The 15,520-nt window shown below is 61.9% G+C and carries 15 protein-coding genes; 3 read left to right on the forward strand and 12 right to left on the reverse strand.

Going from position 1 to position 15,520, the window contains the following annotated elements:
- Positions 1-8: 8 nt before the first annotated feature.
- From SJY08_RS00865 to SJY08_RS00915, 11 genes are all read right to left on the reverse strand, one after another.
- Positions 9-1,337, reverse strand: a complete 1,329-nt coding sequence (locus SJY08_RS00865; protein ID WP_069043211.1) for an FMN-binding glutamate synthase family protein — start codon at positions 1,335-1,337, stop codon at positions 9-11.
- A gap of 14 nt (positions 1,338-1,351) precedes the next feature.
- On the reverse strand, positions 1,352-2,038 hold the full coding sequence (locus SJY08_RS00870; RefSeq protein WP_054147782.1) for a GXGXG domain-containing protein: 687 nt from the start codon (positions 2,036-2,038) through the stop codon (positions 1,352-1,354).
- Positions 2,039-2,064: 26 nt separating this feature from the next.
- Positions 2,065-2,970 (reverse strand): glutamine amidotransferase family protein, encoded by a 906-nt coding sequence (locus SJY08_RS00875; protein ID WP_377274232.1) that lies wholly within the window; start codon positions 2,968-2,970, stop codon positions 2,065-2,067.
- Between the two features lie 89 nt (positions 2,971-3,059).
- Complete coding sequence (locus tag SJY08_RS00880) at positions 3,060-3,719, reverse strand: XRE family transcriptional regulator (RefSeq protein ID WP_054147784.1); 660 nt, start codon at positions 3,717-3,719, stop codon at positions 3,060-3,062.
- A gap of 81 nt (positions 3,720-3,800) precedes the next feature.
- On the reverse strand, positions 3,801-4,847 hold the full coding sequence (locus SJY08_RS00885; RefSeq protein ID WP_377274235.1) for a YeiH family protein: 1,047 nt from the start codon (positions 4,845-4,847) through the stop codon (positions 3,801-3,803).
- A 97-nt stretch (positions 4,848-4,944) separates the two neighbouring features.
- Entirely contained in the window at positions 4,945-6,000 is a 1,056-nt protein-coding gene (gene dctP, locus SJY08_RS00890; protein ID WP_054147786.1) for a TRAP transporter substrate-binding protein DctP, read from the reverse strand.
- A 23-nt stretch (positions 6,001-6,023) separates the two neighbouring features.
- A complete protein-coding gene (locus SJY08_RS00895) occupies positions 6,024-7,313 on the reverse strand; it encodes a TRAP transporter large permease (protein ID WP_054147787.1) in 1,290 nt (429 codons plus the stop codon).
- Entirely contained in the window at positions 7,313-7,903 is a 591-nt protein-coding gene (locus tag SJY08_RS00900; protein WP_054147788.1) for a TRAP transporter small permease, read from the reverse strand. Before SJY08_RS00900 ends, SJY08_RS00895 begins: the two co-directional genes overlap by 1 nt.
- Before the next feature lie 193 nt (positions 7,904-8,096).
- Positions 8,097-8,615, reverse strand: coding sequence for a flavin reductase family protein (locus tag SJY08_RS00905; protein WP_377274238.1), 519 nt, complete (start codon positions 8,613-8,615; stop codon positions 8,097-8,099).
- Positions 8,615-9,508 (reverse strand): aldo/keto reductase family oxidoreductase, encoded by an 894-nt coding sequence (locus SJY08_RS00910; RefSeq protein WP_377274240.1) that lies wholly within the window; start codon positions 9,506-9,508, stop codon positions 8,615-8,617. Before SJY08_RS00910 ends, SJY08_RS00905 begins: the two co-directional genes overlap by 1 nt.
- Positions 9,508-10,665, reverse strand: a complete 1,158-nt coding sequence (locus SJY08_RS00915; RefSeq protein ID WP_054147791.1) for an LLM class flavin-dependent oxidoreductase — start codon at positions 10,663-10,665, stop codon at positions 9,508-9,510. Before SJY08_RS00915 ends, SJY08_RS00910 begins: the two co-directional genes overlap by 1 nt.
- A gap of 63 nt (positions 10,666-10,728) precedes the next feature.
- Here SJY08_RS00915 and SJY08_RS00920 point away from each other — a divergent pair, with 63 nt between their 5' ends.
- The 3 genes from SJY08_RS00920 (at position 10,729) to treZ (ending at position 14,493) form a co-directional block, all read left to right on the forward strand.
- Entirely contained in the window at positions 10,729-11,478 is a 750-nt protein-coding gene (locus SJY08_RS00920) for a GntR family transcriptional regulator (RefSeq protein ID WP_377274243.1), read from the forward strand.
- 37 nt (positions 11,479-11,515) lie between these two features.
- A complete protein-coding gene (locus SJY08_RS00925; protein WP_377274245.1) occupies positions 11,516-12,631 on the forward strand; it encodes a Gfo/Idh/MocA family protein in 1,116 nt (371 codons plus the stop codon).
- 92 nt (positions 12,632-12,723) lie between these two features.
- Positions 12,724-14,493: a malto-oligosyltrehalose trehalohydrolase gene (gene treZ / locus SJY08_RS00930; RefSeq protein ID WP_377274247.1), complete on the forward strand. Its 1,770-nt coding sequence runs from the start codon at positions 12,724-12,726 to the stop codon at positions 14,491-14,493.
- Between the two features lie 29 nt (positions 14,494-14,522).
- On the opposite strand, the gene SJY08_RS00935 is transcribed toward treZ, so the two are convergent.
- Complete coding sequence (locus tag SJY08_RS00935) at positions 14,523-15,449, reverse strand: B12-binding domain-containing protein (RefSeq protein ID WP_236759280.1); 927 nt, start codon at positions 15,447-15,449, stop codon at positions 14,523-14,525.
- Positions 15,450-15,520: the final 71 nt, after the last annotated feature.

A 15,520-nucleotide genomic window follows, 5' to 3' on the forward strand; every position in this document is an offset into this window, starting at 1 on the left:
CAGGGCTTTTAAAAACCTCCCTTGCCGGGATACCAGCTGGTGCCGGCGAGGGGCACCTGGGCCATGGCGGCGGCCTCCATCGTCAGTGCGCAGAGATCCTCCGGCTCCAGATTGTGCAGCTTGTTCTTGCCGCAGGCGCGGGCAATGGTCTGCGCCTCCAGCGTCATGACCTTCAGGTAGTTGGCAAGGCGGCGACCTGCGGCGACCGGATCGAGGCGTGAGGCGAGCTCTGGATCCTGGGTGGTAATGCCGGCCGGGTCCTTGCCTTCGTGCCAGTCGTCATAGGCCCCGGCCGTGGTGCCCAGCTTCTGGTATTCCTCTTCCCACTTCGGGTCATTGTCGCCGATGGCGACCAGCGCTGCCGTGCCGATCGAGACGACGTCTGCACCGAGCGCCAAGGCCTTCGCCACATCAGCGCCCGAGCGTATGCCGCCGGAGATGATCAACTGCACCTTGCGGTGCATGCCGAGGTCCTGCAGTGCCTGAACGGCCGGGCGGATGCAGGCGAGCGTCGGCATGCCGACATTTTCGATGAAGACGTCCTGCGTCGCCGCCGTTCCGCCCTGCATGCCGTCGAGCACGACGACATCGGCGCCAGCCTTCACGGCAAGAGCGGTGTCGTAATAGGGGCGGGCGCCGCCGACCTTCACATAGATCGGCTTTTCCCAATCGGTGATTTCGCGCAGTTCGAGGATCTTGATCTCGAGATCGTCGGGGCCGGTCCAGTCTGGGTGGCGGCAGGCGGAGCGCTGGTCGATGCCCATCGGCAGGTTGCGCATCTGGGCAACGCGGTCGGAGATCTTCTGGCCGAGCAGCATGCCGCCGCCGCCGGGCTTCGCCCCCTGACCGACCACGATTTCGATCGCATCGGCGCGGCGCAGATCCTTCGGATTCATGCCGTAGCGGGAGGGAAGATACTGGTAGACCAGCTTTTCGGAATGGCCGCGTTCCTCATCGGTCATGCCGCCGTCGCCTGTTGTCGTTGAAGTGCCGGCGAGCGTCGCGCCGCGACCGAGCGCTTCCTTGGCATTGCCGGAGAGGGCGCCGAAGCTCATGCCGGCGATGGTGATCGGGATCTTCAGCTCGATCGGTTTCTTGGCAAAGCGGGTGCCGAGGACCACCGAGGTATCGCACTTCTCGCGGTAACCTTCGAGCGGATAGCGGGAGATGGATGCACCGAGGAACAGCAGGTCATCGAAATGCGGCACCTTGCGCTTCGTGCCGCCGCCTCTGATGTCATAGATGCCGGTAGCTGCCGCTCGGCGGATTTCGGCGAGCGTATGATCATCGAAAGTGGCGGACTTGCGCGGCGGGGTAAACGGGTTGTGGTAGCTCATGGCTGTTCCTCGCCTCAGTACGCGTCGGCATTGTCGATGTTGAAGTTGTAGAGCTTGCGGGCCGAGCCGTAGCGCTTGAACTCTGCGGGCTGCACGTCGGTCACGCCGGCCTTGGTCAGCAGTTCGGCGAGCTTTTCGAGATGTTCGGCGCGCATTTCCTTTTCGATGCAATCGGCGCCGAGGCTTTTCACCGAGCCGCGTACGAAAAGTTTCGCTTCATAGATGCTGTCGCCCAGGGCCTCACCCGCATCGCCGCAGACGACGAGGTGGCCAGACTGGCCCATGAAGGCCGACATGTGGCCGATCGAGCCGTGCACCACGATGTCGATGCCCTTCATCGAGATGCCGCAGCGGGAGGCGGCGTTGCCCTTGATGACGAGCAGGCCGCCGCGACCGGTGGCGCCAGCATATTGCGAGGCGTCGCCCTCGATCACCACCGTGCCGGACATCATGTTTTCAGCCACGCCAGGACCAGCCGAGCCATGGATGGTGACGGTGCCACCGTCATTCATGCCGGCGCAGTAATAGCCGACCGATCCCTTCACCTCGACGGTGACAGGCGCATCGATGCCGACGGCAACAGCATGATGGCCACGCGGGTTCACCACCTCGAATTCGAGGTCGTTTGCGCCGGTGCCGAGATTGTGGAGTGCGCTGTTCAACTCGCGAAGCGGGGTATGGGAGAGGTCGAAGATTGGCATTGTGCAAGCTTTCTCGGTGTCGCGGTTCAGGCGGCCTTTTCATGGTCCCAGAAATAGACGGTCGCCGGTTCCGGCTCCCAGACGCGGGCGGTCTCGATGCCCGGCAGGTTGACCAGGGCGCGGTATTCCGAGCCGAAGGCGACATACTGGTCGGTCTCGGCCATGACGGCTGGCTTGCAGGCGATCGGGTCGCGCACGACGCCGAAACCGGTCTTGGTCCCGACAACAAAGGTGAAGAAGCCATCGAGATCATCAAGCGCACCGGTCAGTGCTTGCCCCAAATCCTTGCCCTTTGCCATTTCTGCCGTGAGATAGGCCGCTGCCACTTCGCTATCGTTCTCGGTCTCGAAGGACATGCCTTCGCGGATCAACTCGCGGCGCAGATTGTTGTGGTTCGACAACGAGCCGTTGTGCACGAGGCATTGGTCTGCGCCTGTCGAAAAGGGGTGGGCGCCGAGCGTGGTGACAGCACTCTCGGTGGCCATACGGGTATGGCCGATACCGTGGGTGCCACCCATGGCACGCACACCGAAGCGCTGCACGACGTCCTTGGGAAGGCCGACTTCCTTGAAGATCTCGACGCTTTCGCCGGAGCCCATAATGCGGACGTGAGGGCGGATTTCGGCAAGGGCCGCGCGGATCTCGGTCAACTGGGCTGCACGGATCGAAATGACCGCGTGAGTGCTCTTGAGGGAGACGGCTGCGTCGATCCCCGCCTTGGCCAGATCTTCGGCGAGGCCCGTAAAATCACTTTCCGGCGTGGCGGACTGGATCGTGACCTTGGCGGTCTTGCCGTCGACGCCGCCATAGATGGCGATGCCGGCCGAGTCCGGTCCTCGGTCGGTCATGATGATCAGCATGTCCGAGAGGAGGTCGCCGAGCCGGGGCTCCAGCGCCTTGTCCTTGAGAAACAGACCTACAATGCCGCACATCGCCACGCCCTCCAAAGTCTCTGGAGAAAGGGCTAGCAGCGGCGATCACGAAAATCAATCGAAAGGAATAAAGTTTTCCTGTTGGGCAACTATCGGCGTTGTGGATAGGAGATGATCGAGAGGTAGCGCGCCGGCAGGCTTACGAGCTCTTCCGGGCCGTGCGGGGCGTCGGCGTCGAAGAAGAGGCTATCGCCTGCCTGCATCCGGTAGAGGCTATCCCCGTGGCGATAAACTACTTCGCCCTCCAGCATGTAGAGGAACTCCATGCCTTCGTGCTGGAAAGTCGGAAAGACGTCCGATTCCGCGTTCAGCGTGATCAGATAGGGCTCGACGACGACGCCCGAGGTATTGTTTTCGATATGGCCAAGCAGGCTGTAGTGATGTCCGGCGCGGGTTCCCCGGCGCTCCAGGTTCACGCCTTCGCCCGTCTTGACGAAGCTCGCCGATTTCGGCTCCTCGAAGCCACGGAAGAAGGCGGTGATCGGCATTCCCAGCGCCTTGGACAGCGCCTGAAGGGTGGTCAGCGAAGGCGATATATTGCCGTTCTCGATCTTTGAGAGCATGCCGACCGACATGCCCGTTGCCGCGGCGAGATCGGCAACTGTTATACCGAGCTTCTTGCGATAGGTGCGCACCTCATGGCCAATCGCCATTTCGAGATTGTTGGCGCGGGGCTCGCGTACGGCATGGGGATCCTGCGTCAGCGCCGGCTTCAGGCCGTTCGCCGGTGTCTTGGTTGTCTTTGCCATGGATCCTCCTCGCACTCCGCCGATTTTGCCTGATGCTGTAACGGATTCTGCGCCGCTGCCCAATGGGCGAAGAGCAGGCGGTCACAGTCCGACAAAGACCAGGACGGCGAGCACGATCGCCGCCAGAAAGACGGTGTCGGCAACCAGGAGGCCTATTGCCCGTCCGCCGATCTTGAAAACCTCGGGCAGGGAGGTCTTCACACCGACGGCGGCGATTGCCACGAGCAGCGCCCAGCGCGAGATCATGCCCGCCCAGTCGCCGACCACTGGTGGGATGCTGACGAGCGAGTTCAAGGCAGCCAGCAATAGGAATGCGACCACGAAGCCAGGCAAGAGGGGCGGGCGCTTGACGTCGCCGGAGACCGTGCGGCGGAAGGCGAGTGCGGCGACCAGCACGACTGGGGCCAGCATAGTCACACGGATGAGCTTCACGAAAACCGCTGTCTCGCCTGCAGGGACGGAGACCGAGAAACCGGCGCCTGCGACTTGAGCGACGTCATGGATCGTCGAGCCCAGAAAGATACCGGTCTGGTGGTCGTCGAGACCCGCAAGGCTTGCCAGGATCGGGTAGAAGATCATGGCGAGCGTCGACAGCATGGTGACGCCGATGACCGTGAAGACCATCTGCTGGTCGGCTTCCTTGCTGCGGTTTCCAAGCGTGGCGGAGATCGCAAGGGCTGCCGAGGCGCCGCATATGGCGACCGCGCCGCCCGTCAGCACGCCGAACTGTGTGCCTTGGCCAGAGAGGCGCGAGGCTAGGATGCCGAAGAGGATGGTGAGCAAGACCGCGCCAACGATCATGACGATCACCGCAGCACCCAGTTCGGCGAACATCGCGACACTCACCCTGAGGCCGAGCAACGCAATGCCCAGCCGCAGCACCGTGCGCGACGCGAAGTCCAAGCCTGCTGCCGTCTTCGGATCTTCTGCAAGGAAGTGCAAGGCCAGCCCGATCAGGATCGCCAGCAGCATGGCCGGTGCGCCGTAATGTTCAGACAGAAAGGCGGATGCGAGAGCGATCAAGACCGTGACGGACAGGCCGGGAAACAAGGCTTGCCAGCGCTCGCGCAGGGTCAAGGGGCGGCTGTCCCGCTCCTGCTTGGGCGAGGCAATGGACGGGTCTGGCATGGATCACCTCTGGTAGAGCGCCCCGTGCATGGTGGTATCAGATGATGCGGAGGGCGGAATGAAGGGATGCGCGGCGTACCGCGCATCCCTGATGTCGTCAGTTCAGATCAGCTGCGCGTTCGGCGTCAACCTTCTTCTGGGCATCGGCAACCGCTGCCGTGAACAGGTCGAACACTTCGGCTCCGCCTGTCACATTCGTCTTGAACCAGTCGAAGACGGGCGAGACGGCGGTCTTGAAGGCTTCCTTCTCGGCAGGCGTCGGCACGTAGATCTCGCCGCCGGCCTTGGCAAAGTCCTGATAGGCGGCGATTTCCTTGCGCTTTGGCGAGGCGAAGGTCGCCTGCTGAAGGGCTGCGAATCCGTCAACGACGATCTGCTTCTGATCCGGCGTCAGGCCCTGGAAGCGGTCATTCGACATCCACCAGAAGGCGCCCATGTAGCTGTGGCCGTCGAGCGTCAGATATTTCAGGCCGGCATCCGGGAACTTCATGGACATGATGTCGGTGATGCCGTTTGCCGTGCCTTCGACCACGCCGGTCTGCAACGAGGTGAAGAGTTCCGGCCACGGGATCGGCGTCGGTGCTGCACCCACGGCGGTCGCCACCTGCTGCGGCAGATCGGCCGGGACGGTGCGCATCTTCAGACCCTTCAGATCTTCCGGTGTCTTCACCGCCTTCTGGGTATTGGCGTAGTTGCGCCAGCCGCCGGTGTTGCCGATGGTCATCAGGCGGATCTTGTTGTCGCTGTCGGCCAGGGCCTTTTCGCGCAGCTTGCGTGTGAAGTCGCCGGTCAGCACGGTCTCTGCCACGCGGTCGTCGCTCATCAGGTAAGGCAGGTCGAGAACCTGGATATAGGGGAAGAGGCCGGCTGCCCCGCCCGAGGTCGAGATGTAGATATCGAGCGAGCCGTCGGCGACGCCCTGGAGGCATTCTTCACCCGTGGCGCAGAGCTGGGTACCGATGAAGAGTTCGACGGCGATCGCGCCGTTCGAGGCGTTCTCGACATAGTTCTTGAAGACGACAAGGCCATCATAATCCTCGTCGTTTTCGTTGGAGTTGGCGGTGGCGCGCAGCGTGATGTCTGCTGCCTGCGCAACACCGGTGATGGTGAGTGCGCTGGCCAGCAGCAAGGTTTTCAACATGGACTTGAGCATTCTGGTTCCTCCCTTTTCTCAAGTTAGTCGACGAAGCCCGCAAGGCGCGGGAGCGTGAGCGTCAAAGCGGGGAAATAGGTGATCAGGAAGATCACAACGATTTCCGCCGCCAAGAACGGCAGTGTGGCCTTGGCGATCGTCTCGACCTTTAGGCCGGAGACGGACGACGAGACGAAGAGTACCAGGCCCATGGGTGGGGTCAGAAGGCCAACCGTCAGGTTGACCGCCATGATGATGGCGAAGTGGACGGAATCCACACCCATCTGTGTGAATATGGGGCCGAGGATCGGGCCGAGAATGATGATTGCCGGACCTGCATCGAGGAACATGCCAACGACGAAGAGCAGCAGATTGATCAGCAGCAACAGGACCAGCGGATTTTCACTCAGGCTCAGGATGATCGAGGCCAGCAGCTCAGGCGTGTGCGAAAGGCTGGCGACCGTCTTGAAGGCCATCGCTGCGCCGACGAGAAGCAGGACAACCGCCGAGGTCATGGCGGCGCGCATCAGAATTCTCGGCATGTCGCCGAGTTTCAGACTGCGCAGCACGAAGAGGCCAATGAAGATTGCGTAGCCGACGGCAACGGCAGAGGCTTCCGTCGGCGTGAAGATGCCGCCGAGAATACCACCCATGATGATGACCGGTGTCATCAGCGGCCAGAAGGCATTAAGGCTTGCGCGGCCACGTTCGGACCAGGTTGCTCGGGTCGTCGCAGCGGGCAGGTTCTCGCGATCGGCAAGCAGGTAGACGATCGCCATGAGGCTGAGGCCGATCAGGACGCCCGGAACGATGCCGGCCAGGAAGAGGGCAGCCACGCTTTCGCCCATGACATAGGCATAGATGATCATGATGCCGGACGGTGGGATGATCGGGCCGATGATCGAGGATGCCGCCGTGACGGCGGTCGCAAATTTTCGGCTATAGCCCTGCTTCTCCATCGCCGGGATCAGCATCGAGCCAAGTGCGGATACGTCCGCCACGGCCGAGCCCGACAGGCCGGCAAACAGCATCGAGGACAAAATGTTGACGTGCGCGAGGCCGCCGCGCAGATGGCCGATCACCGCCTGGGCGAACTCGACGAGACGCATGGTGATGCCGGCCCGGTTCATCAGTTCCCCGGCCAGCATGAAGAAAGGGATCGCCATCAGCGGGAAGCTGTCCATCCCGTTATAGACATTGCGATAGAGAAGCACGATGTCGCGCTCCTGGCCGTTCAGCCAGAGCAGAATGCCGGGCGCTGCGATCAGGCCGAACACGATCGGAAAGCCGAGCAGCAGAAGTATCATGAAAAGGGGGAGGAAAAGGGTCAGCATCACTCGGCTCCCAGTCCTGCGAGCGAGGCGACCGGCTCGAGCTTTTCTTGATGTCCTGTCAGTTCGATAAGGCTGCGCAGGATCAGTTCGATGCTGACCACAAACATCATGGTTACACCCGTTGCGAGCGAAGCCATCATCCAGCCGCGCGGCACCTTCATCCAGGTGCTGAGGTCGAGAGATGTTGGTACGGAAATCGCCGGCATGGCAAATCGTCCGCCGAGCCCTGTCACTTCAGCCCAGCCGATGCGCATGGCGACATAAAGCAGGACCGCCGCCAGTCCAAGGAAAAGCAGGTTGATCAGGCCGCCGATCAGACGCGGAAAGATGTCGAGGATCATCGTGATGGCGACAAAGCCGCCCTGGCGGAATGCCGTCGGCACCATCAAGCCCGTCATCCAGAGCATCAGGAAACGGGAGCCTTCCTCACTCCAGGGCAGAGCATTGCCGAGGACGTAGCGAAAGAAGACCTGAACGAGAATGAACACGAGCATGATGCCGAGTGCGCCGGCCCCAAGCCACAATCCGACCGTCAACACGGCAGCGTTCAGCCGGCCGAGCAGATTGGTCAGGTTCGAAAGTGCCGTCATGTCTCCACCCGTTTCTTGTCATCGGTCAATTCGGCGCACTATCGAAGACTTGTTCCCGCCGCACAAACACGGCTGTTCCCCATTCAGATCCGCGCGGAGCAATCTTCTCCTCGCAGACTTGTTCCGGATCGTCTTCGACCGTCGCGCCGCAGCATGTATTTCATGCTGCCGACGACCTCCTCCCAAATTCAATTCAGACGGCGAAGCGTCCGAACCGTCCCCCCGAGAAGCACAGCGGTTCTCCCTGCCGATGTGCGACCCTTAACACCTTGCCGATGATGATCGTGTGATCCCCGGCGTCGTGCTGCGCCTGTTCGGCGCATTCGAAACGCGCGAGCGTGCCCGGCAAAACCGGAACGCCTTCGTCGTTGAACCTGACCTCGATCCCGTCGAAGCCATTCCCGCCGCGTGTGAAGGCGGCGCTCAGGTGATCCTGATCCGCGCCGAGCACGTGGATCGCGAAATGTCGGGCGCCCGTAAATGCGCCGTATCGAGATGAACTCTTGGCCGGCGACCAGAGCACCAGAGGCGGATCGAGCGAAACCGAGGCAAAGCTGTTCACCGTCATGCCGATCGGACCGTCTGAGGTCGTCGCGGTCACCACGGTCACACCCGTGGTGAAGCTGCCCAGTGCATTGCGAAAAGCACGATGGTTGTCGGCACCGGGAACGAAGACGGCCTCCAACGCATGAATGTCATTAGCAGCCATCATCAGGCGACCTCCTGTCCGATCGCAAGCGTGTAAAGCTCGAACCAGGTCTGGCGATCCATCTCCACCTCGGTTGCGTCTGCAATCTTTGCGACGCGCTCGAGCGAATTGGTACCCATGACCGGCAAAATGGTGGCGGGATGACGCAGCAGCCAAGCCACGGCGACAGCCGTTTCGTCGACGCCGTGTTCTGCACCGATCCGCTTGAGGGCCGACAGGAGTTCCGGCTTCGATCCGTCGAGGAGGCGTCCGCCACCCAGCGGCGACCAGGCCATCGGCGACACCATGCGTTCCTGCAAATAGGCGAGATCGCCGTTCACAAAGGTATCTGTCGCAAGCAGGCTCATCTCGATCTGGTTGGTGACGAGGTTGTTCTCCATCGAAGACTGCAGAAGCGAGAAGTCCCAGGGGCGGAAATTGGAAACGCCAACGGCGCGTACCTTGCCGGACGCGACCAGCGCATCGAGAGCTGGGCCCGTTTCATCGGGATCAATCAGAGGGTCGGGGCGGTGGATCAGCAGCAGGTCGACATGATCGGTGCCCATGTCGGTGAGCGAGGCTTCGACCGAGGCGGTGATGTGAGCCGCCGACGTATCGTAGTACTTGACGCGGGCTGCCGAATGGCGACCGACCGGGGCGACGATATCGCATTTGGTGACGATCTCGAGCTTGTCGCGCAGGCCGGGGGAGGCCTTCAGCGCGTTGCCGAGGATCGCTTCTGCGGTGTAACCGCCATAGATGTCGGCCTGATCCATGGTCGTGATGCCCTGGGCGAGGCAGGCCTCGATCTTGGCCTGCACATGCGTGGGCGAGGTGTCGGCATCGTCGCCGATGCGCCACATGCCGTAGACCAGGCGGCTGAAGGTGAGATCAGGGGTAAGATTGACGCGCTGCATCAGCGGCGAACTCCATTTCCGAGAGGTGTGGGCGGCGTTTCCGAGGGGACGCGGCCATAAGCGTGGGGAAGTGAGACAGTCTTGAGTTCCGGCAGCACCTTGGTGCCGAAGTGAACCGCCTCGTCGATATGCGGATATCCTGACAGGATGAAGGCGCGGATGCCCATCTTCCTATACTCTTCCAATTCCGAGAGGATCTGGTCGGTGGAGCCGACGAGGGCTGCACCACAGCCGGAGCGGGCGCGACCGATGCCGGTCCACATATGCGGCTCGATATAGCCAAACTGGTCGGCGAGTTCGCGAGCGCGGGCCTGATGGGCGACGCCGAGCGAGATCGAGTCATGTGCACGATCGCGGATCAGCTTGCCATATTCGTCATCGAGCTTCGAGACGATGTATTCGGCGTATTCGCGGGCTTCCTTCTCGGTGTCCCGCACGATCATGTGGACGCGCAGACCGTAATCGAGGGTCCGGCCATGGGCTTCGGCGCGCGCATGCACAGCCTTCATCCGCTCGGCGAGCTGGTCCTTCTTCTCCGGCCACATCAGATAGACGTCGCATTGCGCGCCGCAGAGCTCCAGCGCATCGGGGGAGTAACCGCCGAAATAGAGAAGGGGGCCGCCGTTCTGCTGGTATGGGCGGGCGGGCTCGGTGGACACGCCCTTGAACTGGTAGACTTCGCCTTCGTGGTCGATCGTGTCACGCGTCCACGCCTGGCGGAGGATCTCGACCACCTCGTGGCTGCGCTTGTAGCGGAAGGCGCTGTCTGCGACTTCGCCGGGGAAGTCCGAGCTGATGACGTTGAGCGTCAATCGACCCTTCAGCATGTGATCGAGGGTGGCGACCGTGCGCGCCAGCATGATTGGCTGCATCTCGCCGCAGCGGATGGCGGCGAGCATGTTGATCTTGGACGTGATCGGCGCACAGCCGGCGACGAAGCTTAGCGTGTCCTGGCCTACCTGATATGAGGAAGGGCAGAGGATGTTGCGGAAGCCGAGTTGCTCGGCCTTCTGGACGATGTCGGAGCAGTGCTCGAAGCTTGAGCGCAGGGCACCATCGGGCACGCCGAGAAATTGATAATCGTCAGAGCAAAGGGCTGCGAACCACGACACTTCCGCGCCATCGATATCGGCCGATGTGACAGGTACGACAGTCATTGAGGTCTCCTCCAAGGCTCCAACTTTCCTCTTGCCTAACACTCGATTTGATGTAGATCAATAGTGTATCAATTTTTTCTCGGCGATACCGAAGTGCCACAAAACTCCGCAACGCAGCCGCCCGGCAGCCTTCCCATCTATGTGCAGATTACCGAGCTTCTGGTGCGTGATATCGCGGCGGGACGGCTGATCGACGGTGAAAAGCTGCCGCCAGAGCGGGATATGGCCGAAGAACTCGGCATTGCCGTCGGCACTTTGCGCAAGGCATTGGCAGAGCTGCAAAATCGCGGGCTGCTGGAGCGCATTCAGGGCTCCGGCAATTACGTGCGGGCGATCTCCGATCCGAAATCTGTTTATTCGATGTTCCGGCTTGAACTCCCGGGCGGCGGCGGTTTGCCGACCGCCGAGATCCTGTCGATCGACCGACTGCCGAAACCGGACGGGCTGCCGACATTCGGCACGTCCGCGGAGGCGCATCGGATCCGGCGTTTGCGGCGTCTTTCCGGCCGTCCGGCGGCGCTCGAGGAGATCTGGCTCGACGGCTCTTATGTCGAGACGATTGACCCGGAGGCGGTCTCGGAATCCCTCTATCTGTTCTATCGCACCAAGCTCTCGCTCTGGATTGCGAGGGCCGAGGACCAGATCGGTCTCGACGTTGCGCCGGACTGGGCGCCTGCGAGCTTCGGTCTGAGGCCAGGCGCGCCCGCCACACATATTCAACGCATCAGCCAGGATCAGGAGGGAGCCCGTGCGGAAGTCTCGCGGACCTGGCTCGATCACACCGTCGCGCGATACGTGTCGCGGCTGAAATGACATGACCGCGACGAGCGGTTCAATTGAGGAGGAAAGCGTGGCAGGACTTCAATACGGGATCATCGGTTGCGGCATGATGGGGCAGGAGCACCTGCGCAACATCGCCCTTCTGCAGGATGCATCGGTGGTCGCGATCTATGAGCCGGATGCCGGCATGCGCGCGCTGTCAGCGGAGGCTGTCCCGACGGCAAAGATGGTCGCCTCGATCGAGGAGCTGCTTGCTGTCGAGGCCGTGAACTGCCTGCTGATCGCAAGCCCCAACTATCTGCATCTCGAGCAGTTGGAAAAGATCGCTGGGATTCGGCCGCTGCCGGTGCTGGTGGAGAAGCCGTTGTTCACCGATCCTGCCGATGCTCCGCGCCTTGCCGCCCTGCGAGCTGCCTATCCGGCGCCGATCTGGGTCGCCATGGAATACCGCTACATGCCGCCGGTCGCGCGGATGATCGAACAGGCGGACGAGGCCACCGGTGGCATCCGCATGTTGACCATCCGCGAGCATCGTTTTCCGTTTCTCGAAAAGGTCGGCGACTGGAACCGGTTCAATCGCAACACGGGTGGGACCCTCGTCGAGAAATGCTGCCATTTCTTCGATCTGATGCGGCACATCCTGAAATCCGACCCGGTTCGCATCATGGCTTCGGGTGGACAGTCCGTGAATCATGTCGACGAGGTCTATGACGGAAATCGCTCCGACATCTGGGACAATGCCTATGTGATTGTCGACTTTGCCTCTGGGGCGCGGGCGATGCTGGAGCTCTGCATGTTTGCCGAAGGTGCCCGCTATCAGGAGGAAATCTCGGCAGTTGGCGCCACCGGCAAGATCGAGTGCCTGGTGCCAGGCCCCGGCCGTTTCTGGCCCGAACATCTCGGCGAGCCACCGATTGCTCAGGTCATCGTCTCACCGCGTGATCCGAAAGGGCCGCGCGTCGTCGAAATTCCGGTTGATCCGCACCTGCTGGAAGCCGGTGACCACAACGGCTCGACCTTCTATCAGCACCAGCGCTTCCAGAAGGCGGCAAAGGGCGAGCGGCCGGTCGAGGTTGCGCTCGATGACGGCTGGTGGGCGGTGGCCATGGGGCTCGCAGCACAGAAGTCTGCAGAAACGGGGCAGGCGGTCACCTTTCCGCTGCCATTTTCACCCCAGGCATCATGACGCGATAACCGTCCTTCCACCTTTCGCGCTGGGGTGCGAACCATTCATCGCTTCCTGCGTTGCCTCCTCGTGGCAGCGTAGGAGAAGCAGCGGTGACAGACTATCTTTTTGGCCCCGTCATTGAAGATGACGGGGTTTTGTTTCGGTTGTGGGCGCCGCATTGCAAATCGGTGACGCTCGAAATTGACGGCGCTCCTGCGAAGGACATGGATCGGCAGGCGGATGGCCTGTTTCGCCTCAAAGTCACTGGGGCACGGCCGGGTACCCGCTATCGGTTTCTACTGCCGGATGGCCTCATTGTCCCGGATCCTGCAAGCCGGCACCAGCCCGAGGACGTCTTCGGGCCGAGCGAGGTCGTCGATCTTTCGACGCAGAAGACCCGCGACGCCATTTGGCGCGGGCGGCCCTGGGCGGACATGGTCATCTACGAGCTGCATGTCGGCACATTCACGGATGAGGGTACCTTCCGAGCTGCGATCGACAGGCTGGATCACCTCGGCAACCTTGGGATAACCGCCATCCAGCTGATGCCGATCGCCGATTTTCCCGGTCGTTGGAACTGGGGTTATGACGGTGTCATGCCGTATGCGCCGGACAGTCGGTATGGACGCCCGGACGAACTGGCGCTGCTCGTTCAGGCGGCCCATCAAAGGGGCATCTCCGTGTTCCTCGATGTTGTCTACAACCACTTCGGCCCGTCCGGAAACTTTATGCCGGCTTATGCGCCGCTGTTCTCGCCGCATCATCAGACCCCATGGGGCGACGGTATCAACTTCGATGATGCGCAGAGCGAGATGGTGCGCGCATTCCTGATCGAAAACGCGCTCTTCTGGATCGGGGAGTTTCATGTCGATGGACTGCGGCTCGATGCCGTGCACGCCATCCGCGACGACAGTGAACCGCACTTTTTGCACGAACTCGCGGCGCGTGTGCGGGAGCGTTTTGCCGATCGCCACATTCATCTGATCGTCGAGAACGAGGAGAATGACCCGCTTCTGCTCGAGCGGGGCCAGCCCAGTACCAACACGTTCGACGCTCAGTGGAATGACGACGTCCATCACGCCTTGCATGTGGCCACGACCGGCGAGACCTTCGGCTACTACGCCGATTACCGGGATGCGGGTGCGGCTCTTGCAAAGGCTCTGGCGGAAGGCTTCGTGTATCAGGGTGACGTGATGCCCTATCGCGGTGAACGGCGCGGCCGTCCGAGCGCACATCTCCCACCTTCGGCTCTGGTTTCGTTCCTTCACAATCACGACCAGATCGGCAACCGTGCCCAGGGTGACAGGGTCATGGCCGCACTTCCCGAACAGGCGCTCGCCTTCGCCGTTTCGCTGATGCTGCTCTCACCGCAAATCCCGATGCTGTTCATGGGCGAGGAGTGGTGTTCAAAAAAGCCATTTCCCTATTTTTGCGATTTCGACGAGGAGCTCAACGCAGCCGTACGCGACGGCCGGCGGAATGAGCTCTCGAAGTTGCCGGGTTTCGACGGGGAACATGTGCTCGACCCGACATCGGCGGAGACATTCCGCTCTGCGATCCTCGACTGGGAGCAGGCAGGTTCAAAGCATGGTTCGACCTGGATCGAACGCTACCGCCAGCTCATTGCGCTTCGGCGAGAGCGTGTCGTGCCGTTGCTGGCGCGGATGCGTCAGGGCGGGCGCTATGCTGCCGAGAATGGCGTCATCCGTGTCGAGTGGCCGCTTGAGGACGGACGGCACTACATACTTGTCGCCAATCCCACATCGCATGCCGTGAGTGCCGCCTTTGAGGTGGATCCTATTGAGATCATCTATGCGCTTGGCGAGCGCCGAACTGACGCTCGCGGGCCGTGGTCTCTGGTCTTTGGCGTCACGGGGTGACGCCAGCGACCTCACCGCTTGCAATGCGGTCAGGCACCCATCCTGTCCGCCAGATGCATGACCTCGAGTGCCGATTTCGCCACCATGTCGGCGCCGATATTGCCGAAGGCGCGCGGGTCCTTCATGACGGCCGGACCACCGACCGCGATCTTCATCGGACCCGGGCTGCGCCTGGACTGAACCCGGCGAATGGCAGAGGCGCATTCATCCACTTCGTCGACACGGCCGACCGAGATACCCAAAAGAGTGTAGGAGGAATTCGACAGGCGCATGTAGAGGCTGTCGTTGAGTTCGAGGTCCGCCCCACCTTCGACGTCCCAGCCCATGTCGCGAAAACAGGAAGCAACGATCGATACGCCGATGGTGTGCAGGGCGCCCGGGGTCCGCGCCAGTAACACGCGGCGCGCCTTTTGGCGATCGCGAATGGTCTGGCTGCGGTTCTGCGACAGATGGTTGACGATCATGCCGAGCCTGGTTGAGGCCACGGCAACCTGGATGAAATCGGTTTCGTCATTGCACCAGAGCCGACCGAGTTGCGCGGCGACAGGCGAAAAAAGCTGGATCGCGAGCGTGTGCATGGGCAGGTCAGTGCGCTGCAATTCCTCGATGATCTCCCGGTGACCACGAGGATCTGCCTGGACGAGGGCCTCAGTGAGCGCGGATCGGTAGGTGATCGCCTTGTCGGTTCCCGGCAACTCGCGCGCCTTCGGATCCAGTTCCGGATGCAGGTGGAAATCGATTTCCGGCGGCATCTCGCTCACGCGCGGACCTTTTGTCATATCCGCATGGCTCGCTCCCACGAGCCGCGGCACGGCATCCCGGATCGCGCCTTCGAGAATGCGCTGCTCCAGGCTTGTCAGCCGCGTGTCCGACTTGGACAGTGAAGACCTACCATCACCATTGTACGGAGGTTCGTCCGCCCCGCCGGGTGGTCCCCCGTTCTTTTCACCCGCCATATCACCCTCCCGGTCATCGGCTTGGGCAGATCCGCTCATCCCGATGGGATATTAGTGCATTCTTGCGCCGA

This window comes from Rhizobium sp. R86522, assembly GCF_042466255.1.
In the GTDB taxonomy this organism is placed as follows: domain Bacteria; phylum Pseudomonadota; class Alphaproteobacteria; order Rhizobiales; family Rhizobiaceae; genus Allorhizobium.